At 37.6% G+C, this 26,026-nt stretch carries 13 protein-coding genes; 10 read left to right on the forward strand and 3 right to left on the reverse strand.

What is annotated here, in order from left to right; genetic code table 11:
- Window positions 1-66: 66 nt before the first annotated feature.
- The 8 genes from ACP6PL_RS14785 (at window position 67) to ACP6PL_RS14820 (ending at window position 15,297) form a co-directional block, all read left to right on the forward strand.
- Window positions 67-4,329, forward strand: coding sequence for a two-partner secretion domain-containing protein (locus ACP6PL_RS14785; protein WP_426546025.1), 4,263 nt, complete (start codon window positions 67-69; stop codon window positions 4,327-4,329).
- A gap of 133 nt (window positions 4,330-4,462) precedes the next feature.
- Window positions 4,463-8,737: a two-partner secretion domain-containing protein gene (locus ACP6PL_RS14790; RefSeq protein ID WP_426546026.1), complete on the forward strand. Its 4,275-nt coding sequence runs from the start codon at window positions 4,463-4,465 to the stop codon at window positions 8,735-8,737.
- A gap of 220 nt (window positions 8,738-8,957) precedes the next feature.
- Window positions 8,958-9,233 (forward strand): hypothetical protein, encoded by a 276-nt coding sequence (locus tag ACP6PL_RS14795; protein ID WP_426546027.1) that lies wholly within the window; start codon window positions 8,958-8,960, stop codon window positions 9,231-9,233.
- A 25-nt stretch (window positions 9,234-9,258) separates the two neighbouring features.
- Window positions 9,259-9,456 (forward strand): hypothetical protein, encoded by a 198-nt coding sequence (locus ACP6PL_RS14800; RefSeq protein WP_426546028.1) that lies wholly within the window; start codon window positions 9,259-9,261, stop codon window positions 9,454-9,456.
- Window positions 9,457-9,695: 239 nt separating this feature from the next.
- Window positions 9,696-11,375 carry a ShlB/FhaC/HecB family hemolysin secretion/activation protein gene (locus tag ACP6PL_RS14805; protein ID WP_426546029.1) on the forward strand — a complete coding sequence of 560 codons (1,680 nt, stop codon included), beginning with the start codon at window positions 9,696-9,698 and terminating at the stop codon, window positions 11,373-11,375.
- 179 nt (window positions 11,376-11,554) lie between these two features.
- Window positions 11,555-12,133 carry a Uma2 family endonuclease gene (locus tag ACP6PL_RS14810; RefSeq protein ID WP_426546030.1) on the forward strand — a complete coding sequence of 193 codons (579 nt, stop codon included), beginning with the start codon at window positions 11,555-11,557 and terminating at the stop codon, window positions 12,131-12,133.
- A gap of 17 nt (window positions 12,134-12,150) precedes the next feature.
- Window positions 12,151-14,832, forward strand: a complete 2,682-nt coding sequence (locus tag ACP6PL_RS14815; RefSeq protein WP_426546031.1) for a CHAT domain-containing protein — start codon at window positions 12,151-12,153, stop codon at window positions 14,830-14,832.
- 111 nt (window positions 14,833-14,943) lie between these two features.
- Window positions 14,944-15,297: a four helix bundle protein gene (locus ACP6PL_RS14820; RefSeq protein ID WP_426546032.1), complete on the forward strand. Its 354-nt coding sequence runs from the start codon at window positions 14,944-14,946 to the stop codon at window positions 15,295-15,297.
- A 419-nt stretch (window positions 15,298-15,716) separates the two neighbouring features.
- Here the strand turns inward: ACP6PL_RS14820 and ACP6PL_RS14825 are convergent, their stop codons facing one another.
- Complete coding sequence (locus ACP6PL_RS14825; protein ID WP_426546033.1) at window positions 15,717-17,153, reverse strand: BCD family MFS transporter; 1,437 nt, start codon at window positions 17,151-17,153, stop codon at window positions 15,717-15,719.
- A gap of 355 nt (window positions 17,154-17,508) precedes the next feature.
- On the opposite strand from ACP6PL_RS14825, the gene ACP6PL_RS14830 reads away from it, so the two are divergent.
- Together ACP6PL_RS14830 and ACP6PL_RS14835 are read left to right on the forward strand one after the other, a co-directional pair.
- Complete coding sequence (locus ACP6PL_RS14830; RefSeq protein ID WP_426546034.1) at window positions 17,509-18,453, forward strand: aldo/keto reductase; 945 nt, start codon at window positions 17,509-17,511, stop codon at window positions 18,451-18,453.
- Between the two features lie 708 nt (window positions 18,454-19,161).
- Window positions 19,162-22,560: a calcium-binding protein gene (locus tag ACP6PL_RS14835; RefSeq protein WP_426546035.1), complete on the forward strand. Its 3,399-nt coding sequence runs from the start codon at window positions 19,162-19,164 to the stop codon at window positions 22,558-22,560.
- Between the two features lie 238 nt (window positions 22,561-22,798).
- On the opposite strand, the gene ACP6PL_RS14840 is transcribed toward ACP6PL_RS14835, so the two are convergent.
- Together ACP6PL_RS14840 and ACP6PL_RS14845 are read right to left on the reverse strand one after the other, a co-directional pair.
- On the reverse strand, window positions 22,799-24,025 hold the full coding sequence (locus tag ACP6PL_RS14840; protein WP_426546036.1) for a DUF1501 domain-containing protein: 1,227 nt from the start codon (window positions 24,023-24,025) through the stop codon (window positions 22,799-22,801).
- A 462-nt stretch (window positions 24,026-24,487) separates the two neighbouring features.
- Window positions 24,488-25,969 carry a DUF1800 domain-containing protein gene (locus ACP6PL_RS14845; RefSeq protein WP_426546037.1) on the reverse strand — a complete coding sequence of 494 codons (1,482 nt, stop codon included), beginning with the start codon at window positions 25,967-25,969 and terminating at the stop codon, window positions 24,488-24,490.
- Window positions 25,970-26,026 lie beyond the last annotated feature (57 nt).

Below are 26,026 nucleotides of genomic sequence, written 5' to 3' on the forward strand. Positions count from 1 at the left end.
CAATATTTGATAATTATTAATAATTGTTGGTTTATCACTTTAACTAACGATATTAATTAGATAACTATGAAACTAAAATCTCTGCTTACTTACATAAGTTTCACATCTGGAATATGCCTAATTTCAGCTACCTTATGTGAGCAAAATGCAGTCAATGGTCAAATAATACCAGACCAAACATTAGGAAAAGAAAGCACAACAATCAGAAGTATAGACCAACTGAAAAAACACATAGAAGGAGGGGCAATTAGAGGGTCAAACTTATTCCATAGTCTGCAAGAATTTAACGTTGGAGAAAATCAAAGCGTCTACTTCACCAACCCAACCGGAATCGAAAATATATTAACCAGAATCACAGGTAAAAATGCAAGTAATATCTTAGGAAAACTAGGAGTAGAAGGAGCAGCCAACCTATTTTTAATCAATCCCAACGGTATATTTTTCGGACCCAATTCCAGCCTAGACATTCGCGGTTCATTTATCGCCACAACAGCCGATGAAATCAGACTAGGAGAAAATGGAAGATTCAGTGCCACAAACTCCCAAAATAGTAATCTATTATCCGTAGCACCATCAGCCCTATTTTTCAATCAAATAGCAACGAGTACAGGAAACATTATCAACACTTCAACAGCAGGAGAAATAGGATTACAAGTCCCCAGAGGAGAAACCCTAGGATTAATAGGAAACAATGTGATAATTGACGGTGGAAAACTAACAACAGAACAAGGAAGAGTAGAAATAGGCAGTGTTGGAGAGCAGAGTGTAATTGAAATAGAAAACAGAGAAAATAATTATGTATTAAATTATTCACAAGTAGAAAACTTCAACAACATAGAAGTAAAAAATCAAGGAGTAGTAGAGGTAAGTGGAGAAGGAAGTGGAGAAATACAAATACAAGGAAAAAAGATAGAAATAAAAGAAAAATCAAGAATTGTAGCCAACACATTAGGAACTGAAGCAGGAGGGAGCATATCATTAAGGGCGAGTGAATCAATAGAAGTAAATGACAGTCTAGTAGATGCCGATGTAGGACAAGGTGCAACAGGGAAAGGAGCAAGTATCACAACGAATAGTCCAGGTTTAATACTCACAAGTGGGGGACAGATAAGTACAGCAACATTTGGAGCAGGAGAAAGTGGAGAACTAAAAGTAAACGCCCAAGAGATAGCAGTAATAGGAGCATCATCAGACGGTCAAAGTCTGAGTGGTTTATTTACAGATGTATTACCAGGAGCAACAGGCAGAGGTGGAGACCTCACAATCAACACTCAAAGCTTAAAACTATTCACTGGAGGACAACTAGGAGCCAACGTATTAGGAGAAGGCGTTGGAGGAAACTTAACAGTAAACGCCAAAGAAATAGAAGCAAGTGGGACAATACCAGTAAACTTAACAGATCCACAACAACAACTACAAGTGCAAGCCTTAAATGGTCAACTTCCCGCTGCAATTTTAGCCATAGTCATAACACAAGCAGAAGGAAATAGTGGGAAACTAACAATAAATAGCGATCGCATCCTCTTAGAAAATGGAGCGCAAATAGGAACAGGAACATTTGGGTCAGGTAACAGTGGAGAACTAGCAGTCAAAGCCAAAGAGATACGAGTAGTAGGAACTTCAGAAGATGGGTTATTGCCAACTAGCTTTTTTAGTTCAGTCTTATTTGGAGCAACAGGTGAAGGTGGAAATATCAATATTGAGACGCAAACTCTAACTCTAGAAGATGGGGGACAAGTAAGAGCGGGAACATCTGGAGTAGGAAACAGTGGGGATGTGAGTGTAATAGCCAGAGAAATTAACTTACAAGGTAGTTCTGGTAATGGTCGGTTTGCCAGTACGATTCAAGCATCAGTGGAAGATTTATCAGACCTAGTTCCTGGGGCATTGGGTAGTGGAGATGGAGGTAAAGTATTTATTGAAAGTGAACGGTTGAGTCTGGAAAATGGAGCCACAGTGAGTGCTAGCACATTTGGGGAAGGACAAGGTGGAAGTATTGAAATCAATGCTGCTGATGTTGAGGTTAATAACAGTTTTATTAGTGCTGACAGCAACAATAATAATAGTGTCGATAGAATTACGACTGGAAATGGAGGAAATTTAACAGTTAATACTCAAAACCTAAGCTTGAAAAATGGTGGCAGACTGTTAGCAGCTACGTCCACTGAAGGTCAAGGGGGAAATATTACTATCAATGCCACGGAAATAGAAGCAGTGGGTATTTCACCAGATGGTGTGTTTCCCAGTGGTATAGATACTCGAGTTCAATTTGGATCCACAGGAAACGGCGGCAACTTAACGATAAATACCCAACGTCTAATACAAAGGGAGGGAGCAGTAATTCAAGCAGGGGTTTTTAGTTCCGGTCAAGGAGGCAACATTACAGTCAATGCTAAAGAGATTGAATTATCTGGTAATAGTACAAGTACAAACTTATTTCCAGAAATATCACCTCTGATCCAAAGCGTGAGGGGCGAAGTTCCCAGTTCTTTATTGACAACTGTTTTACCTGGCGCAACAGGAAAAGGTGGTAACTTAACAGTCAATACCCAAAGTCTGACATTGCGAGATGGAGCATTAATTGGTACTGGAACATTCAGTTCAGGTGAAAGTGGAGATTTAACAATAAGAGCAACAGACATTAACTTAATAGGTACTAACCCTACCGATCAACTTCCTAGTAGTTTGTTTACTACAGTTTTGTCTGGGGCGACAGGGAATGGTGGCAACTTAACTATTGAAACTGACAGCCTTATCCTCAGAAACGGTGGCCAAATCAGAGCGGGTACATCTGGTAATGGTCAAAGTGGAGATTTGACGATACGAGCCAAAGATATTGAACTCACCGGTCGTGCTGACGATGGCATACTTCCTAGTAGTATACTTGCGAGTGTGGAAGACTTAAGAAACTTGTCTCTGGGACAAGGTAAAGGAGATGGAGGTAACGCATTCATTCAAACAGAAGGCTTAACAATTTTAGACGGAGCTGAAGTTAGTGTCATCACAGAAGGTGATGGTCAAGCAGGAAACCTCACCATTAATGCTACTGACAATATTACCCTCTCTGGAGTCAGTTCCATTACTGGTAACTCTAGCGCTATCACGGCTGGCAGCGAGTCAGGCGCAACACAACCAGGGGGAAATCTTAATATTACTACCCCCACTCTCAACCTCAGTAATGGTGCTGTTGTTACTGCCAGAAGTCGCAGTAATTCTGATGGTGGTAATATCATGTTAAATGTTAATAATCTCAACCTTACCAGTGGCGCTCAAATTCTCACCTCCAGTTTCAATGACGGTAATGCGGGAACTATTAGTATTAATTCTGATAGTGCTATTACTCTTTCTGGTAGCGATGTGAATTTTAATCAGCGGTTGGCTAACTTTGGAGAAGAAAACATTGATACTGATGGAGCAGAAACAGCCATTACTTCTCGTTCCCGTGGTAATGGTAATGCTGGCTCTGTTACAATTAATACACCGAATTTGAAAGTAGAAAACCAGAGTATTATTACTGTGGGTAGTTCTGGTAGTGGGGTAGCAGGTTCCCTTTTTATTAATGCTCCATCTCTTCAACTCAATAATGGAACTCTCAGTGCAGAAACTGCTGCTGGAGACCAAGGCAATATTACCATACAAGCTTCAGAAATTAACCTACAAAATCAGAGTCAAATTACTACAAATGCTACCAATTCAGCTACAGGTGGAGATATTAATATTGAAACTAAATTTTTAATTGGTTCAGACAAAAGCAATATTACTGCTAATGCTGTGGAAGGTCAGGGAGGTAATATTGCGATTACTGCAGAAGGAGTGTTTCTCGACAATAGTAGTCAAATTACTGCCACTTCAGCTTTAGGTATTGATGGTTCGGTAGAACTGAATACTCAGGTAGATCCGACTCAAGGGGTGGTGAAAGTATCTGCTACGTTCATAGGTGCTGAGTCATTAGTAGCACAAAATTTATGTGCAGCAACAAGTGAGGAAAAACAAGGAAGTTCTTTTGTGATTACAGGCAAAGGTGGCCTACCCCCAGACCCCACTCAACCATTAACAGTATTGAGGGGAACTGTGGGATGGGAAAGTAATAGACAAGAGAACACAAAAGTTGTGATGTCTGAGTCTCAACAACCAGTAGTCGTTTATCGTCGGCCAGAAATTCAGAATTTGCCAGAAATTCGTCAAGCAATGGGTTGGGCTATGACTGAATCTGGTAAAATAATACTTACGACTGCTACATCCAGTACTAATACGGGTGGTTTACAGTTAATTCATCCTAGTTGTTACGTATTTACACCATCAGTGTTGGAAACTTCTTCTGATGAATAATGTCATATCAGGGCTTACGTAGAAATTCGGTTTCTTGATGAAAGTTCCTGTATGAGAAGCTAATAATCAGGATCAAAAACCCCGTTTCGTGCTTGTAGCGCGTAAGTCCTACATATATGATTCAATAATTAAGATGAACTTAAAATATTTTCTGGAACGGATAAATATTACCTCTGTTATTATCCTAATTTTAGCTACCTTATGTGAGCAAAATGCAGTCAATGGTCAAATCATACCAGACCAAACATTAGGAAAAGAAAGCACAAGCATCAGAAGTATAGACCAACTGAAAAAACACATAGAAGGAGGGGCAATTAGAGGGTCAAACTTATTCCATAGTCTGCAAGAATTTAACGTTGGAGAAAATCAAAGCGTCTACTTCACCAACCCAACCGGAATCGAAAATATATTAACCAGAATCACAGGTAAAAATGCAAGTAATATCTTAGGAAAACTAGGAGTAGAAGGAGCAGCCAACCTATTTTTAATCAATCCCAACGGTATATTTTTCGGACCCAATTCCAGCCTAGACATTCGCGGTTCATTTATCGCCACAACAGCCGATGAAATCAGACTAGGAGAAAATGGAAGATTCAGTGCCACAAACTCCCAAAATAGTAATCTATTATCCGTAGCACCATCAGCCCTATTTTTCAATCAAATAGCAACGAGTACAGGAAACATTATCAACACTTCAACAGCAGGAGAAATAGGATTACAAGTCCCCAGAGGAGAAACCCTAGGATTAATAGGAAACAATGTGATAATTGACGGTGGAAAACTAACAACAGAACAAGGAAGAGTAGAAATAGGCAGTGTTGGAGAGCAGAGTGTAATTGAAATAGAAAACAGAGAAAATAATTATGTATTAAATTATTCACAAGTAGAAAACTTCAACAACATAGAAGTAAAAAATCAAGGAGTAGTAGAGGTAAGTGGAGAAGGAAGTGGAGAAATACAAATACAAGGAAAAAAGATAGAAATAAAAGAAAAATCAAGAATTGTAGCCAACACATTAGGAACTGAAGCAGGAGGGAGCATATCATTAAGGGCGAGTGAATCAATAGAAGTAAATGACAGTCTAGTAGATGCCGATGTAGGACAAGGTGCAACAGGGAAAGGAGCAAGTATCACAACGAATAGTCCAGGTTTAATACTCACAAGTGGGGGACAGATAAGTACAGCAACATTTGGAGCAGGAGAAAGTGGAGAACTAAAAGTAAATGCTGAAGAGATAGTAGCAATAGGAGTATCATCAGACGGAGAAAACCTAAGTGGTTTATTTACAGAGGTATTACCAGGAGCAACAGGCAGAGGTGGAGACCTCACAATCAACACTCAAAAGCTGCAACTATTTAATGGAGGGGAGCTAGGAGCGAACGTATTTGGAGAAGGAGTTGGAGGAAACTTAACAGTAAATGCCAAAGAAATAGAAGCAAGAGGCACAATACCAGTAGACTCACCCCTACCACAACAACAAGTACTACTGCAAGCGCTTAATGGACAATTTCCCAGTGGAATTTTAGCGATAGTGAAACCACAAGCAGAAGGAAATAGTGGAAAACTAACCATAAATAGCGATCGCATCCTGTTAGAAAATGGAGCCCAAATAGGAACAGGAACATTTGGTTCAGGGAATAGTGGAGAACTAGCAATTAAAGCCAAAGAGATAGAAGCAGTAGGAAACTCAGCAGATGGGTTATTGCCAACTAGCTTTTTTACCTCCGTCTTATTTGGAGCAACAGGTAAAGGTGGAAATATCAATATTGAGACACAAACTCTAACTCTAGAAGATGGGGGACAAGTAAGAGCGGGGACATCTGGAGTAGGAAACAGTGGAGATGTGAGTATAATAGCCAAAGAAATTAACTTACGAGGTCGTTCTGGCAATAGTCGGTTTGCCAGTACAATTCAAGCATCAGTGGAAGATTTATCAGACCTAGTTCCTGGAGCATTGGGTAGTGGAGATGGAGGTAAAGTATTGATAGAAACCGATCGCCTATCTATGGAAAACGGAGCCGAAGTTAGTGCTAGCACTTTTGGGGAAGGACAAGGTGGAAGTATTGAAATTAATGCTGTTGATGTTGAGGTTAATAACAGTTTTATTACTGTTGAGACCAATGGTACTAATGATAATAATACTATTGCTAGAATTACGACTGGAAATGGAGGAAATTTAACAGTTAATACTCAACGTCTCAATTTGAAAAATGGAGGCTTAATCTTAGCATCTACATCTAGTGCAGGTCAAGGAGGAAATATTACAGTCAATGCTACAGAAATAGAAGCAGTGGGTATTGCATCAGATAGTGTATTTCCCAGTGGTATCAGCACTCAAGTCACATCAGGCTCCACAGGAAACGGTGGAAACTTAACCATAAATACCCAACGTCTAATACAAAGGGATGGAGCAACAATTCAAGCGGCAGTTTTCAGCTCTGGCGAAGGAGGTAACATTACAGTCAATGCTACAGAGATTGAATTATCTGGTAATGGTACAAGTGAGAATGTATTTCCTGAAGTATCACCCCTGGTTCAAAGCATAAACGGTGAAATTCCCACTGGTTTGTTAACAACTATTTTGCCTGGTGCCACAGGAAATGCTGGAAACTTGACAGTCAATACCCAAAGTCTACAAATTAAAGATGGAGCAATATTAGGTACAGGAACATTTGGTGCTGGTCAGAGTGGAAATTTAACAGTAAGAGCAAGAGAAATTGAAATGAGTGGCTTCACTCCTAATAATCAAGTTCCTAGTAGTTTGTTTACTTCAGTTTTCTTGGGAGCGGCAGGGAATGGTGGCAACTTAACCATTGAAACTGACCGTCTTACCCTCAGAAACGGCGCCCAAGTCAGAGCGGGTACAGCGGGTAATGGTCAAAGTGGAGATTTGACTATACGAGCCAAAGATATTGAACTCACTGGTCGTACTGAGAATGGTATATTTCCTAGTAGTATACTTGCTAGTGTAGAAGATTTCACACAATTCTCTTTAGGTCAAGGTAAAGGAGATGGGGGGAACGCATTTATTCAAACAGAACGCTTAACAATTTTAGACGGAGCTGAAGTTAGTGTCATCACAGAAGGTGATGGTCAAGCAGGAAACCTCACCATTAATGCTACTGACAATATTACCCTCTCTGGAGTCAGTTCCATTACTGGTAACTCTAGCGCTATCACGGCTGGCAGCGAGTCAGGCGCAACACAACCAGGGGGAAATCTTAATATTACTACCCCCACTCTCAACCTCAGTAATGGTGCTGTTGTTACTGCCAGAAGTCGCAGTAATTCTGATGGTGGTAATATCATGTTAAATGTTAATAATCTCAACCTTACCAGTGGCGCTCAAATTCTCACCTCCAGTTTCAATGACGGTAATGCGGGAACTATTAACATTAATGCCGATACTGCTATTACTCTTTCTGAACGTGACGTGAATTTTGACGATCGAGTGGCTAACTTTCAACTACAAAACATTGACACTGATGGGGCAGAAACTGCCATTACATCTCGTTCTCGTGGTAATGGTAACGCTGGCTCTGTCACTATCAATACACCCACTTTAAGAGTAGAAGACACGGCCACAATCGCTGTAAGCAGTTCAGGCAGTGGGGTTGCAGGTTCCCTTTTTATTAATGCTCCATCTATTCAACTCAACAATGGTACTCTCAGCGCTGAAACTGTTGCTGGAGAGCAGGGTAACATTACTATACAAGCTTCAGAAATTAACCTACAAAATCAGAGTCAAATTACGACAAATGCTACTAATACAGCTATAGGTGGAGATATTAATATTGAGACTAAATTTTTAATTGGTTCAGACAACAGCAATATTAGTGCTAATGCTGTGGAAGGTCAAGGTGGTAATATTTCAATTGCTACACAAGGAGTGTTTCTGGACAATAGTAGTCAAATTACTGCGACCTCAGCTATAGGTATTGATGGTTCGGTAGAACTGAATACTCAGGTGGACCCGACTCAAGGGATGGTAAGATTATCTGCCAATGTGATAGATACTGAGTCATTAGTGGCACAAAATTTATGTGCAGCAACAAGTGAGTCAAAACAAGAAAGTTCTTTTGTGATTACAGGCAAAGGTGGCCTACCCCCAGACCCCACTAAACCATTGACAGTATTGAGGGGAACTGTGGAATGGGAAGCAAATACAGAAACTAAAACTAACAACGGAGTTGTAATTTCTCAGAAAAAACAACCTGTGGTGGTTTATCGTCGGCCAGAAACTCAGAATTTGCCAGAAATTCGTCAAGCGATGGGTTGGGCAATAACGGAACAGAGTCAAGTTATTCTGACTACTACTTTATTAAATTCTCACACAAGTGGTGTAAAATTAATTCATCCTAGTTGTTATCTTTTTTCACCTCTGGGAGTTAAAACTTCTAAAAAATAATAATTTTCTTTTTTTTCAATCACTAACATGAATTCAAAGTCTTTGTTAAAATGGATAAATAAGACCTCTAATGTTATTGTGATTTTGATGATTTTATTAGGTCAAAGATTTGTCAATTTTCAAATAGTTCCAGATCAGATAATGCTTCCTAGTCATTGACCATTGCTAATAGTCTTTTAGCAAGTAATGCAGCGGTAATATTTCGATTGCCGCAGAAGGAGTGTTTCTCGACAATAGTAGTCAAATTACTGCGACTTCAGCTTTGGGTATTGATGGTTCCGTAGAACTGAATACTCAGGTAGACCCGACTCAAGGGTTAGTAAGATTATCTGCTAGTGTGATAAATACTGAATCATTAGTGGCACAAAATTTATGTGCACCAACAACTGAGTTAAAACAGGGAAGTTCTTTTGTGATTACAGGCAAAGGTGGCCTCCCCCCCCAATCCGACTCAACCATTGACAGTATTGAGGGGAACTTTGGGGTGGGAAAGTAAGACACAAGAGGACACAAAATTTGTCGTGTCTGAGTCTCAACAACCAGTAGTGGTTTATCGTCGATCAAAAACTCAGAATTTGCCACAAATTACTCAGGCAATGGGTTGGGTTATGACTGAATCTGGTAAAGTAACCCTGACATCTAATCCAAATAGAGTTAATTCAGCTAGCCCACAATTAATTCATCCTAGTTGTTATCTTTTTACTAGAAAAAGTAGTTAGGGACATATCCATAATACGAATATGTCATTATTTTCTAGATTTGACTTAGAGAATAGGTAAAAAATAAGTATGACTATATGAATAAAAGAGCCAAATGAGGAGTAAGGTATTCTATACTTCTATAAAATTCTTGGGTATTAATACTAAGCCATGAAAAGAGATAATAAACCAAATTTTATGACTTTGATGACCAAATTTTATTTTTGGCTCAGACAAGACCTAAATATCGAAAAAAAGTTATGATTGTCTGGATAATAATTCTCATTTTTTTCTCCTATTTTTCTACTAAACCTGCTATTGCTCAAATAACTCCTAGACCAGTTAACCCTAGTCCTCAACCTTTACCACAAGTAAAACCATTACCACCACCAGATGATTTACTCCAACCACAACCAGTTCCATCTGTTTCTCCCCAATCTCCTCCCCTGCAAATTCCTGGGAAGATTACTGTCACCCAATTTGCTGTTGTTGGTAGTACAGTTTTTAGTTCAACAGAATTAGCAGAAGTTCTGAAACCTTTTACAGGTAGACCTATTTCTTTTGCAGAATTACTTAAAGCACAAACAACAGTAACTCAGCTATATTTTGACCAGGGATATGTCACTTCTGGAGCTTTTATTCCACCACAAACTTTGCAGGATGGTACTGTTATAATAGAAGTTATTGAAGGACAAGTTGAAGAAATTGAAATTTCCGGCCTAAAACGACTTAATTCTAGTTATATTCGCAGTCGTATTGAATCTGGTATTCAAACACCTCTAAATCAAAATCAGTTATTTCAATATTTACAATTATTACAACTCAACCCTTTAATTGAAAGATTATCTGCTAATTTAACGGCAGGAACTCGTCCTGGTTTGAGTAGGTTAGAGGTAGAAGTAGAAGAAGCACCTGCTTTTTTTGCTCAACTTTCTGCCGATAATTTACGTTCTCCTAGTGTTGGTACTGTTCGTCTTCAAAGTCAAATTTCTCATAATAATTTGACTGGCTTTGGCGATCGCTTTAATGTTACTTACTATCGTACAGAAGGTAGTGATACTCTTGATGACTTGAGTTATACTATCCCAATTAATTCTAAAAATGGTACTATTAGTTTACGTCATCGTCGTACCAGTAGTGAAATTATTGAAGAGCCTTTTAATGAACTAGATATTGATACAAATTCTCAGACTTATGAGATGAGTTTTCGCCAACCTATTTATCAAACTCCTAGTACAGAAATTGCTCTAGGTTTTACAGGTTCTGTAGAAGAATCAAAAACTACTCTTTTAGATGAACCTTTTCCAGGTTCTATTGGTGCAGAAGATGATGGGGAAATTAATATTTCTTCGCTGCGTTTTTTTCAGGAATATGCTTTTAGAAGTACCAAAGATGTATTTGTAGCCCGGTCAGAATTTTCTCTAGGGATAAATGCTTTTGGTGCGACTGTCAATAATCAAGCTCCGGATGGAAGATATTTTTCATGGCGAGGGCAAGCACAATATTTACGTTTATTAGCACCAGAAACAGTATTTTTAATTAGGTCAGATATTCAGTTAGCTCCCAGAAGTTTGTTTCCTCAAGAACAGTTTAGTTTAGGCGGAGGATTAAGTGTCAGGGGATATCGTCAGGATGCTTTACTCGCTGATAATGGTATGTTTATTTCTAGTGAATTTCGGTTTCCTATTCTGCGAGCAAGAAAGTGGGATGCTATTTTACAATTAACTCCTTTTGTTGATTTTGGTACTGTTTGGAATAGTAATGAATTAGAATTAATTGAGGATACTTTATCTTCTGTGGGTGTGGGTTTAAGATTTCAAGTTGGAACTCGTTTTTCGGCTCAATTAGATTGGGGAATTCCTTTTGTTGATATAGATACTAATGGAGATTCTTGGCAGGAAGAAGGTGTATATTTTTATCTTAGATATAGAGCTTTTTAAAGTAATAAGTAAGAAGGAAGAAGTAATAAGGAAGAAGGAAGAAGTAAGAAGGAGCAAATTTTGAAAAAAAAGGGTAATTAAAACTATCTCTAATTATTTATTAGTAATAAAGCTGACCGCTAAATGCTTAAAATAGCATGATATAATAATAAGTAATAATATTCAAATAGGTTAAAAATATGAGTTTTTTAAAATTAAATTTAGACACCGTTAAATTGAGTGATGAACAGTTCTACAAAATCTGTCAAAATAACCGTGAATTACAATTTGAACGTAATACTAAAGGAGAATTAATTATTATGTCCCCCGTTGGAGGTGAAAGTGGGAATAGAGAAGCTGACTTAATTATTGATTTGGGAAACTGGAATCGACAAACTGGTCTAGGCTATACATTCAGTTCTTCTACTATTTTTAAGTTGCCTAATGGTAGTGACCGATCTCCAGATGCAGCTTGGATTCACAAAGAACGATGGGAAGCTCTGACGATAGAACAAAGACGTAAATTTCCACCTATAAGACCAGATTTTGTCCTGGAATTAAGGTCAGCAACTGATAATTTAAAAATATTGCGTTCTAAAATGCAGGAATATATGGATGCAGGAGTGTTATTGGGATGGTTAATTAATCCCCAAGACCAGCAGGTGGAAATTTATCGCCGAGAGCAAGATGTAGAAGTGCGTAATCTTCCTACAGAGTTGTCAGGTGAAAATGTCTTGCTCGGATTTAATTTAAGTTTATCTCAATACGTTGAAATCTAGAGCAATAATAGAGTTTTATGCTGAATTTATTATGGGTTAAATATATGCTTAAAATCTGCCTTTTTTTTTCGGCCTTTTTGCTTCTACCTTCCACCTTGATTTTTGGAGTTCAAATCAAACAAGTTCAGGCTATTTCCCTAAAGAATAATCAAGTCAAAACCAGCCAAATAAATTGGGATCTACTAACTCAAGCATCGACCAGATCAGAGAGTAACTTAGAAGCAGAAGCACAACAACTTTTTCAAAAAAGAGATTTTTCTGGAAGTATACCTTTGTTAGAAGCAGCTATTAAAAATTATGCAGCTCAAGGTGATGATTATGGTCAGATAAGAGCGCTCAGAAATTTAGGTTTAGTTTATCTAAAACTAGGAAAATGGCAAAAATCAGAAGCCACACTTAATAATTGTTTAAATCTAATTCAACAAATATCAAACAATCAAAAAACAGCACAACTTACCGCTAGTGTTTTAGAAGTAAAAGGTCAGTTACTATTATCTCTTGGCAAAGCAGAAGCAGCTTTAGATACTTGGAAAGAAGCTAGTCAAACTTATGAAAAAATTGAAAATTATCTAGGATTGACTCGTAGTAATATAAATCAAGCTCAAGCTTTACAAGCATTGGGTTTATATTCTCAGGCATGGAAACAATTAGAAATAGCTAGACAAAATTTGCAAGACCAGCCAGATACTATAGTTAAAGCAAAAGCATTACAAAGTTTGGGTGATGTACTACGAGGAATAGGTCAGGTACAAGCATCTCAAAAAGTTTTAGAGTCTAGTTTGGCAATAGCAGAAAATTTACAAGCAACAGAAGAAATAGCCATAACTTTAATTAGTTTAGGCAATACAGCTATACTTTTAGAAAATCCTAAAGCAGCTAATTTATTCTATCAAGGAGCAATAGAGGAATTGCCTGTACCAGAAATTAAAATTCAAGCAATGCTCAATCAGTTAAACCTATTTGTACAACAAAAGGAATATTTTGCTGCTACAGAATCAGTAAAAAATATTGATGATTTACTGAATCAATTACCAAATTCTCAAGCTGCTATTTATGCCAGAATCAATCTCGCTCAGAGTTTGCTAGAATTACGAAAAATGGTATTGACAAATGGCAATAATAAACCATTATATTCGACAGTAAAAATTGCTGAATATTTGGTAAAAGCAGTTCAACAAGCAAAAAATTTAGGAGACACAAGAGCTGAATCTTATGCTTTAGGTAATTTAGGAAAATTGTATGAGCATAACCAACAATTCAATGAGGCAAAAGAGTTAACAGAAAAAGCGTTAAATTTAGCTCAAGCTATTAATGCTGCTGATATTATTTATCAGTGGCAATGGCAATTAGGTCGGATTTTAGTTGCTCAGGAAAATAAAGAAGAGGCTATATTAGCTTATTCTCAAGCAGTAGAAACTATTCAATCTCTGCGCAGTGATATAGTTGCTATAAGTTCAGAATTAAAGTTTGATTTTCGAGATAGTGTAGAACCAGTTTATCGTGAGTTAGTAGAGTTACTTTTAGAACCGTCTGAGTCTGGTAAAACAGATACTATTAGTCAAGAAAATTTGAGACAAGCACGAAAAATAATTGAAGCTTTACAGTTAGCTGAACTAGATAATTTTTTTCGGAATGCTTGTTTAGATGCTCAACCAGTAGAAATCGATCTAGTAGATAAAAATGCAGCTATTTTCTATACAATTATTTTGGGCGATCGCCTGGCGGTAATCTTAGCTATACCAGAACAACCTCTAGTTTATTACACAACAAATATATCAAAGTCAAAAATAAACTCAACTGTTCAAACTCTGCTGGATGCTCTAACAAACCCTCAAAAACGAATTTTTATCGAAAACTATTGGGAACCTGCTCAAAAAATATATAATTGGTTAATTAATCCTATTGAAAAACAATTAGAAGCTAATAAAATAAAAACCTTAGTATTTGTATCAGAAGGAAACTTGCGTAATGTTCCTTTAGCTAGTCTTTATGATGGTGAGAAATATTTAGCCCAGAAATATAATGTGGCGATCGCTCCTAGTCTAGAGTTAATAGATCCACAACCATTAGCACGAAAGGAACTGGAAATACTTAGCATGGGAATAACTGAAAGTCGTCAAGGTTTTCCACCACTGCCGAATGTGAGACAAGAATTAGAAGATATTCAAAATCAAACTTCCAGTGAGATTTTACTTAATGAGTCTTTTACAGAAAAAGAAGCTAATACTGAAGTCGCTAATACTACTTATCAAGTAATTCATATAGCAACCCACGGCGAATTTAGTTCTAATGCTGAAGATACTTTTATTTTGACTTGGGATGAGAAAATTAATGTTGAGGAATTACGAAATATGATTAGATCGGGTACTCAACAAACCAAACCAATAGAATTATTAGTATTGAGTGCTTGTCGTACAGCTAGCGGAGATAACCGAGCAACATTGGGTTTAGCAGGAATTGCTGTGAGAGCAGGTGCAAGAAGTACCATTGCTAGTCTGTGGTATGTGAGTGATGAAGCGACTGCTGCATTGATGAAAAATTTATATCAAGAGTTAACAAACCCAGAAATTACGAAAGCAGAAGCTTTGCGTCGAGCGCAACAACAACTTTTAAAAGATGCTCAAACAGGAAGAATAAATCCAGAATTTGAGCATCCCTATTTTTGGTCAACTTTTATTTTGGTAGGAAATTGGCTGTAAATAATGGATAATGGATAATGGATAATTGATAATGGATAATTGATAATTGATAATTGATAATTGATAATTGATAATTGATAATTGATAATGGATAATTGATAATTGATAATTATGAAAAATAATGTAGTTAAAGAAAAATCATTTGCATTTGCACTACGAATTGTTAAATTGTCACAGTATCTTAATCAAGATAAACAGGAGTATGTTTTATCAAAGCAGTTACTTCGTAGTGGTACGGCAATTGGAGCTTTGGTGCGTGAAGGTGAACACGCTGAAAGTCGTGCCGACTTTGTACATAAAATGGCTATTGCTCTGAAAGAAGCCAATGAAACTCTGTATTGGTTAGAGCTATTACATCAAGCAGATTACATTGATGTCAGAGGATTTAACTCAGTTAGTCAAGACTGTATAGAACTCTTAAAACTCCTGACGACTATTGTCAAATCAGCCAAATCAAACAACTAATAAACAATTGATAATTGATAATTGACAATTGGGCGTTGTACAGTCAGGAATAACAAATCCGAATATTTGATATTTTTCGATAATTCTTTCCTTAATATATGTACACTTGAAAATCTATTATCATTCTTTAATCTGCAACCCCAACAATTTGATAATGAAATAGTTTTTTAAATCTCTATAGCAATCCTATGATAATTAATAATGAAAACACTGACGCATAAAGGTTGAGCACATTTTTGTCGCTTAAAAAAGTGCAAGTTGTTAATAAAAAGTTAGGAGGAACGGTAGAAAAAGCACAGTAAAGATAAAGGAAAAATTATTCCTCCTACCTTCCCTCCATCACTAAGAGACTTTATTCAGCAACCCCTAATTATCAATTATCAATTATCAATTATCAATTATCCATTATCCATTATCCATTAATCTAATTCTCCTTCTAAGATAGTAGCGATCGCCACACTTGCATTATCTTGAAATTCTCGGACATTGACTCTATTTAGGAGGAAAATTGATAGTATCATTCCTATTCCTGCTAGTACAAAAACCAATCCATAAGAAAACATTGGTACATCAAATAAAAGCCGACCAAAATCCAAAGCAGCACCACCAATAACTGTAGAGAAGCCTCGTGCCATTGCTTGTGCTAATCCCCAAGCACCGATAAAAGTTCCCGCTGTTTCTGCTACGGTTAAATCTAACATTAAACTGAGAGAAGCAGTAGTAGTTAAACCAGCAGCTAAACCATACAAAAATAAAGCACTTTTAAATAAAGAAGGCTTGCCAGTAAAGCCAGACATAACTATCAAAATAAAACTAATTGTCGTTGCTATACATCCAACTTTTAAAGAATTTTTCTTGCCTAATCTGGGTACTACTAAAAACCCTGTTGTACCTAATCCAATTAAAGTTCCCATTCCTGAAACAGCATTTAATCTAGTAGTTTCAGAAATTGGCATAGAAAATATTTCGCCACCATAAGGTTCTAAAACTGCATCCTGCATAAATAAACTAATAATTAGTACAAATACAAATGTAAAAAATAAACCTGTTTGTCGATTAGCTGTTAAAATCTTTAAAGTTGTTGCCAGAGTAATTTTATCTTCCCGGTTAGCAATAGTTGAACGACTGCGATAACGAGAGTATTTTTGTTCAACTCCCACTGTACCAATAAAAGCCAAAATCAATACAATTGCCGGTACTATAATAAACAAACTATTAACAGATGCTTTAACAGTTTCTAATGGAGCTTCCACACCAACTTGTTTAAGTAAAATACTACTGGTAATCGCTCCAATAATAATTCCTACCATCAACATTGACCATACTATACCGACAACTTTAGAGCGATTATCTTCATCAGAAATATCTACTAATAAAGCAGCAAAAGGTGTTCCACTGGCACTTAAAGCCAAACCATAAATTATAAACATTAAACCTAACATACCAATCCAAAAATAAGTAGGATTAGTCCAACCATTAGTTGCTAAACTATCACCAACCTGCCACATAACTTGCACGGCAAAAAAAGCAGTTATTGTAAATAAAATTGCTCCTATCCACATATAACCAGTGCGGTGCTGACCAAATAAAGGTTTAGCATCAGACATTTGACCAAACCAAACTCTTGCTGGTGCCATAAATTGATATAATGACAAAGTTACTGCTACGATTGTGGCTGGTATTACTAATTCAGTAATCATTACTCGGTTTAACACTCCGAGAGTTAAAACTGACATTATTCCCAACCCCATTTGATAGAAACCTAATCTAAACATGGTGAATAAATTAAGTTTGGGCGGAATTTTTTGATTATCAATATTATCTGGTTTTCCGACTTGTAAATCTTCTATTGTCATAGCTATATTAATAGTAGTGAATTAACATCTATTTAGAAACTGTTTGTCAACTCATAAAAACCTCTCTCCTACAAAGAGAGAGGCTTAGAAATTAACCCCCATTCCCTTGTAGGGAAGGGGGGGAGGGGGGTTAGGTTTTTAGGATTAATCGGTTCCATGCAGTAGTTCTAAAACAGCTTCTTAGATAGAAATCTAACTGACAATTTTTTGTCTAGTTCTAGACATTATACACAAAACTTACCCACCCAAACAAGAAACTGGGTTTATCAATAAATTTCGTGATAAAAACAATAATCAGGGCAATAAACCCGGTTTCTGCGTAAGCCCTATACACACTAATTAGGAAATTTTCAACATGGCAACAACTACTTTAGGTAAAACAGGAATAACTGTTAATCCAATTTGTATTGGCACCTGGGCTTGGGGCGATACACTTTTTTGGAATTATGGCAGTAACTATGGTGCAAATGAAGTAGAAGCTGCTTTTAAAACTTCCTTGGAAGCTGGCATCAATTTCTTTGATACTGCTGAAGTTTATGGCAATGGTTTATCAGAAGAATTGCTAGGAAAATTTATGCAAGAAACTGAACAACCTGTGCAAATTGCTACTAAATATGGTCCTGTACCTTGGCGGTTTTTTCCAGAGTCGGTTGCTGATGCTGTAACTGCTAGTTTGAAAAGATTAATAGTGCCCAAAGTTACTCTTTATCAAGTACATTGGCCGTTCACATTTTTTATGAGTCAAGAAACTTTATTAAATGCTTTGGCAGATGAAGTTAAGCAGGGCAGAATTGAAGCAGTTGGTGTTAGTAATTATTCTGTGGAAGAGATGAGTCAAGCTCATGCAATTCTGGAAAAACGGGGAGTAATGTTAGCAACAAATCAAGTGAGATATTCTTTGCTGTCTCGTCAAATAGAAAGTAAAGGAATTTTGCAGAGAGCCAGGGAATTAGGAATTACAATTTTAGCTTATAGTCCTTTAGCTCAAGGATTATTAACTGGGAAATATACCGTCGAAAAGTCACCTATGGGCGCTCGTAAATTTGATTCTCGTTTTCAGAGGAGTGGTTTAGAAAAAATTGCACCTGTGATGTCTTTGTTAAAACAAATTGGAGAAAAATATGACAAAACTCCGGCACAAGTTGCTCTCAATTGGTTGGTGTTTCAAGATAGTGTAATTCCTATTGCTGGTTGTAAAAATTCTGAACAAGTTCGACAAAATGTAGGAGCAATAGGTTGGGAAATGACTCAAGAGGAATTTAATCAATTAGAGGAAATTACACGTCCTTGGTTAAATTGAAGATGGGAGTGGAAGCAATTCCTATAGCAGTTTGTAGGTAGATGACCTCAAGTCAAAACAACATCCCTACTGTTTTCTATTTCAAGAAAAACTGCTGTAAGCAGTCAGACTGGAGACGTACAGAAGTAATCCCTGACTAAGGCGCGAACATTTATAAATGTTCGCGCCCTATTTGCGTAGTGCTATATTTCTGGAAAGAATATCTAGGCTAAAATGCTGAACAACAGCCTCTATAGAACATTTGCTCTGTTGATTTTTTCGACCACTGAATAAAACTGAACTTTTTAGAACATTTGTCTGTTGATTTTTTCAACCACTGAATAAAACTGAATTTTCCTGAATAAAATACTACTACATTTGGCATATATCTAAGCCAAAATACTATCATACATTTGTCATATATCTACGCTAAAATACTGAGTAATCAATACTAAAAAAAAAATTAAATTAACATCTAAAAAATAGCTACTTTCCAGTTCTAGCCTAAATCATAGCCACATTAGCCTATAGTAAAAATTGCAATTACTCAGACAAATTTTCCCTCTAAAAAGTTCAGGAAAATTCAGGTGGAAAATTACTGAATAAAACTGAACTTTTCTGTATTGTTTTTTCCGAATATCTCTGCGATATTACTATCAACGAGGGAAAAGAGAACAACCTCTTCCCTATCAAGCAAACACAAAACTACTAATTTAAGGAGACAAAAAAATGGCACACGAACATATTGCTGAGTCATCTATTAAATATCATTCAAGTATCAGTTATTCCCAGTTTATTGCAGCTAAGGAAACCACTCCCTTCACTATACCAACATCTACAACAGGTTTTGCTAACTCTGATACTTGGGTTAATGGCTCAGATCTAAACAATTGGAGTAAGAGCCATAAAGGAGCTAAGCTCTTTAGGTCTAAAAAGACTTTCTATGAAACTATATATGGGCAGAGTAACGATAACGTAATTGTTGGTGCAGCACCATATGATGTAAGTTGGATGAGTAATACGGACTTTCGTGAGGGTATAGAGCATGGTGCAAGAAGGACATGGAGTTGGGATGGTGTGCTTGATGAAACTATATATGGCGGGAATGGAAATGATATAGTTTATGGTTTAAAAGGAGACGATGCGCTCTATGGTCAAAATCACGATGACGCACTCTATGGTGATGAGGGCGACGATTCATTGTATGGACAAGTAGGTAATGACTATCTCTATGGAGGGGAAGGTAACGATCTTTTAGAAGGAGGGGGAAACAACGATGCTCTTTTAGTCACCGCCTATGATGGAGATGAAAACCTTTTGAAGGGTGGAGCAGGTCAAGACTTATTTGTTATTAATGCTGATACCAGCAAACCCTTATATACTCCAGGGATAACGCAAGGAGCAGGAGAATTCTTTTACGATCAGGTATTAACCGATGCTACAGATTTAAGCGTTTCTTTGATTAAAACTCTCGGCAAGACTGCTCTAAAAACAATGCCACTTACTTCTCTTGCCCTTGAAGTTTTCAAAGAAACTTTGCCAGCCTTCAAGAAAATCTTTGATACCTACGTTTGGGAAGATAGTAACGGTAGTACACAAGAAATACCCTCTAGAGTAGCAGATGGTAACGGTGTAGTTATAGCTGACTTCGACCCCACCAGAGACATGGTGTTTATTCCCATAGGAAGCGATGGTAATATTAACACAAATCCAACTCCTAACAACTTTACATCAAGCAAGTACGGTTTAAACTTAGATGGGTATGAAATCAAAAATGCTAGTGGTGATATCCTAGCAACAATTGCCGGTGATGGATTTAGCAGTAATACATTTGGTAGTGGTAGCACAGTTAACAATGATGTGGCCAAGCAAACTTGGGATAACAGATTGACGGTTCTCAATGATGGTACAATACAAATAGGTACAGGGGGTAGTTATAACTCTACTCAAGCACCTGCTTCTTTGACAAATGAACTTGATAGCTCCGAAGACGGTGGTTATATCTTTTTAGGAGCTTATGGTTCCAAAGAACTATATGGAGATAACGGACAAGGAGGAGTAGATTATCTCTTTGGAACTCAAGTTTATGGTGACTTTCTGCACGGTTTTTCTCAGGATTCTAGTGGCCATGATTCAGATGATACTGATAACTTATTCGGATATGGTGGAAATGATTTCTTATATGGAAGCATAAAAAATGATAGATTATACGGAGGAAACGATTCTGATACTGCCGTTTATCAATATCTAGATCAGGGTATCAGAGCATTTTTAACTGATAACAGTGCGATTAATGGCAATAATCTAAAACACGTAACTAGTGTTACAGACAATGGAAGTATCTCTTATAGCAATGATTCATTAAGTCAACTCCATGCCCTCAATGCTTTTGGTCAAAATGAGGCACTAGGCGATGCTCTTTTAGGAGCAGTCAAAAAGTATGATGGTACTGATTCAGTATACAGTATTGAAAACATTGTCGGAACTGAATTTGCAGACTTTATTAAAGGGAACTCGCAAGATAACGACTTTATGGGTTTGGGCGGCAATGACACTATCTATGGTGAGAATGGTGCTGACACTATTCATGGTGGTGAGGATGATGACTTAATTTATGGTGGTGATGGCGACGATTCTCTGATTGGTGGACAGGACTACAACAGTGATGGAAACGACACTATCCATGGTGATAAGGGTAATGATTATATCCATGGTGGCGACCTCTTCGATTTACTACATGGAGGTAGCGGTAACGATTCTATGTATGGTGGGTCGGATCACGATACTATGTATGGTAATGATAACGAAGATTATATGCATGGTGGCTATGGTAACGACTCTCTCTTTGGTAATAATCACAACGATACTCTCAATGGTGGCCAAGGGGGCGCTGATTACCTTAATGGGGGTTGGTTGAACGATCTATTGATTGGTGGCAATGGAAACGATACTCTCGATGGTGGGAAAGACTCTGATACTATGACCGGTGGTACAGGCGCTGATACTTTTATCTTGTCTAATTCAACCGGAACAGATACGATCACTGACTTTGATAGCACTGAAGGAGACATAATTGATATTGAGACGTCTAAGTACGGTTTTAGTAGTGTCAGTGACCTCAGCTTTGATGCAACTACAGGTGAGTTAAAAGTTGCGGCAACTGGAACTACGATTGTAACTCTGGAAAATCCAGTTGACTTTACAAGTGATGACATCTATCTTGACGGTATTCAAAACACAGATCCTTTCCTAGAGGAGCAGAGCGTAGTCATAGGTGAGTACGGCACTATTGATGGGCTAGAAATTGGTTGGCAAACCATTGATTTAGATAACACTTACGTCAATCCTGTTGTTATTACCTCTGACCCCACCTACAATGGAACTGACGTGGCAGCCATTCGCCTTCGCAACGTCGATAGTGATTCCTTTGAAGCCCGTATCCTGGAGCCAGACTACTATACTGATAATTTCCACGGGGGTGAAACTATCTCCTACGTTGTAGTTGAAGCTGGGGAATGGGAACTTAATGATGGTACTCGCATCAACGCAGGTTTACATAATACTGATAACCTTGTTCAAGCTCAGAGTGACTTAGACACCGTTGACTTTACTGATAATGGTTTGAGTGACTTTAGTAGTACACCAACTGTCTTAACCCAAGTTCAGACCTTTGATGGTGATGATTGGGTTGTTACCAGAGTAGATGGGCAATCTCAGACAGGTTTCCAAGTGGGTATGCAGGAAGAGGAATCCCGCAATAGTGGTACCCATGCCACCGAAAGCATAGGGTGGTTAGCTATTGAAGATGGTGCAAGCTTTGATTCTAGTGGTGATCTCTTGCTCCAGGGCGGAACCACCGGCGCTCAGGTTGACGAAAATTTCACTACCATTAACTACTCTCAGAGTTTTGATGTAGCACCTACTCTGATTGCGAAAATGGCTTCCTTTGATGGTATAGATCCATCAGTTCTTCGGATTGACGATAACAGCCTCTCATCTACCACTGGTTTTGAGGCATTCGTTCAAGAAGACACCTCTTTAGATACTGAAACTGGCCATGCCTTAGAGTCAGTTTCTTACCTCGGATTTAATGGCTCTGAAGGTCTCCTTACAGGATTAGCTATTTAGTTGAGGTTTAGAGAACGGATAATAGATATATCGGTTTCTCTATGTTTAAGAATTGAGTTTGACTAATAGCAGTTTAAATTCTTAAAAAGTATTCCTGAAATTGACGGCAGATGAATCTAGGTTTGAAGATTCATCTGCTTTGTTTGTGATTATATGAAGTGGCCTAATAATTGAGGCGATCGCTATTGGCCACAAAGACTACACTGTCCAACTTTTGAACTTCTCTAGTTGCCTCTTCTTACAATAAAGGTAAACTCTGATTAGAGTAATAACCAGGAAATACCTGTCCTATTTGCGATCGCTCAAAACCAAGATGCTGTTCTAAAACACTGGAAATAACATTCCGAAAATCCGTCGTCACTGCTAAATCACGCCCTTGGAACAGTTCTGACTCATCTAAACCAGGCCATTCTCCATAAACCTGACCGCCACGCACGCCACCACCCAATACCCACATCACATTACCATGACCATGATCCGTGCCACCATTACCATTTTCTTTGACTGTGCGACCAAATTCTGACATTACTAAGATCGTGGTATCTGAGTAAAGAGGCCCCAACTCCTGAACTAGAGTCACTAAACCTTCTCCCAGAGGTTTTAATCTTCTTGCTAACCCACCTTGACTGTTGCCTTGACTAACATGAGTATCCCAACCACCGAGACCAAGAAATCCTAACTGAGTTCTGGAGTCACCAACCATTATTTGAGCTAAATTTTTAGCATCAGCAGCAAAACCTTTTGGTGGTGGTGCGCCTCCAGAAGCTTCTTCCATTTCTTTCTCCAGGTCAGCTAATAATAAGTCTCTTGCCTGACGACCTTCTTGATAAACTCTACTCAGTTCATCATTACCGCTATAAAGCTGATCGAATGCTCCATAGATTTTGGGGCGATCTATTGGCAGAGCGCGGGTTGACTTTCTACCTGTAGCGAGACTCGCGACTGGCATTTCACCCATGAGAATGCGGGGTGGTGTATCTCCTAAGTTTACAGCTTGAGTAGGTCTATCTTTGGGGAGATTTGCTAATAGGCGGTTCATCCATCCATCAGGTATTTTTTTATTACCTGGAATGCCTGTTTCCATATAATACTGGGCATCAAAATGAGAGCGAGTATTATTGTTTAAACCGCAGGCGTGAATAAAAGCTAAACTGCGATTTTGCCAGAGAGGCATTATACTTGCTAGAGCTGGATGTAAACCAAATTGACCATCTAAATTTATCGCTCCGTTTTGTTCTCCTGGGGCGGGAATTGCTATTTTTGGTCGTAGATCATAATAAACGTCTTCTTGATAGGGAATAACTACATTTAATCCATCGACTCCTCCTCGGAGAAAAACAACTATTAATCTTTGACGATTATTGGTTTGAGCTAATCCTTTTGCTACCCAACCATGACTGCCAACAGAAATAATTCCTGAAGCTGATAATAAGCTTGTTAATTGTAAAAAATCACGTCTTTTCATGTCGCCTCCTAAATCAGTTATCAGTTATCAGTTATCAGTTATTAGCACCTCCTATAAGTTACAGTTTGAATGGTAAAGTTATTGTAGTGGGGGCATGTTGCACACGATATGTGTACCTCACGAGCAATGGGAAAGGCTTTCATTAATGGATAATTAGAGCATTAGAGACCGGACATGATATAAGTCCGGTTAAATAGTTATAATTAAAGCTAGTAGTAGGGCTTTAGCCCCAAGTATAGATAGGGCTAAAGCCCTACTACAAACAATATACTTTTTTATCACTAATCATCCGAACATGATATTACGCAAAAAATGAAATTATATGCCATCTGTAGGGTTTAACGGCCGTTAAACCCTACTATATATGCTGGTTATGCGTAAGTCCTGAGAGAGTTAGATAGAAAATTAGAGATTTAAAAAACTCTTTCATTATCAATTATCCATTATCAATTATCCATTAATTTATTTTCCCATCATTTCTGGACTACCTAAAATTAAAGCTGCTTGTAAATTGTCTGGACTATTGCTCATTACGGCTTGAGTTTGGGCAGAAAAATTATTTCCTAAAGTTGCCCTAAGTTGCTGATGATTTATCGGTATTGGTTTTCCTTGGTTTAATTGACCACGAGATACAATTGTAGCAAGGCTAATTCGACGCATCATGGCATCAGGATTTAACCATGCTTCTTGAGTGTTTTTATAGCCATCAGGAGTCTTACAGCCATAAAGCTTCATTCCTAATTGGCCTAAAGTTAGTTTGATTTTGCCCCATCTAGGTTTGTCAGTATTGGTTGCTCTAGCAGCAGAAATAATATATTGATAAGGAGTTTTAAATTTGCTCCGATAATATTTTTGATTCCAGAATTCAGGACTCTTAAATAAAGTTTCTAACACATAACGAATGTCGCCATTAGTTTGTTGAAAACTTTTAGCTAGTTTATTAACTAAGCTACTTGGAGGTGTATCGGCAACAAAATATTGAGCTAATTTATAACTAATAAAACGGGCAGTAGATGGATGTTTTGCTAAAATATCTAAAGCCTTTTCTCCTTCTTCTATTCCACCACCCTTAATCGGTACTCCTAAGAATATTTTATCGCTATTATCATGGCGATTTGAATCGAACTTAAATCCACTGCCATCTCCACCACGACGTTGTATTCCCCAACCTGTAAAAATTCTTGCTAAAGTTATTATATCTTGTTGTGTATAGCCTCCATTTATTCCGATAGTATGAAGTTCCATAAGTTCCCGCGCATAGTTTTCATTTAAACCTTTAAGTCTGCCACGGGCACCTTTACTACCAGGAGCAGTATTAAGGGCATTATCTAAATAAAATAGCATGGCTGGATGATGGGCTGTTGCTCCTAATAAATTACGAAAGTTACCAAGTGCATTAGGTCGAATAGCGTCTCTTTCATAAGTACCAACTAAAAGGCGAGCTAAATTACCTTTATCTACAGAAATATTGAAGTGGTTAAACCAAAAATCTACCATTACTTCTTGTAGTTGTTTGTTGCTAAATATCCCATGAATTAAACGTACATTTTCTGATTCTCGCAAAATGTCTCTGATACTTCTGTTCATTTCTTTTCGTTGTTTTTGAGTAAAGTTTTTAGCTCCTTTGTTGAGTGGAGGAACAGTTTTTTTATATAATTCTGTGGGAGCTAAGTAGAAGTTAGTTAACTTAGCCATTCTCTGTGTTAGCTGAGGAGATTCTCTAATAGTTTCTGGTCTCAGTTGAGATTGAATATAATTATCAATTCCCATAGATTGAACTCGTCCTATATCTCCTGGTCTAGGACCAAAACTCAGACGATTTAAAACATGGATTGTTTTGGTAGTAATAGATTGACTATCCGCATAGCTAGGATTTGGTAATCCTAACAAAATAATTAAGCCTAATAGCAAAGATATAATCCAGTACCTAGAGGCTTTTTTCATTAATTATTCCTCCTGAAATACTCTCATATTTTTAATTATATAATCTTCTCTTTTGCT

It is taken from the genome of Dapis purpurea BLCC-M126 (assembly GCF_050015975.1).
Classification (GTDB): Bacteria; Cyanobacteriota; Cyanobacteriia; order Cyanobacteriales; family Microcoleaceae; genus Trichodesmium.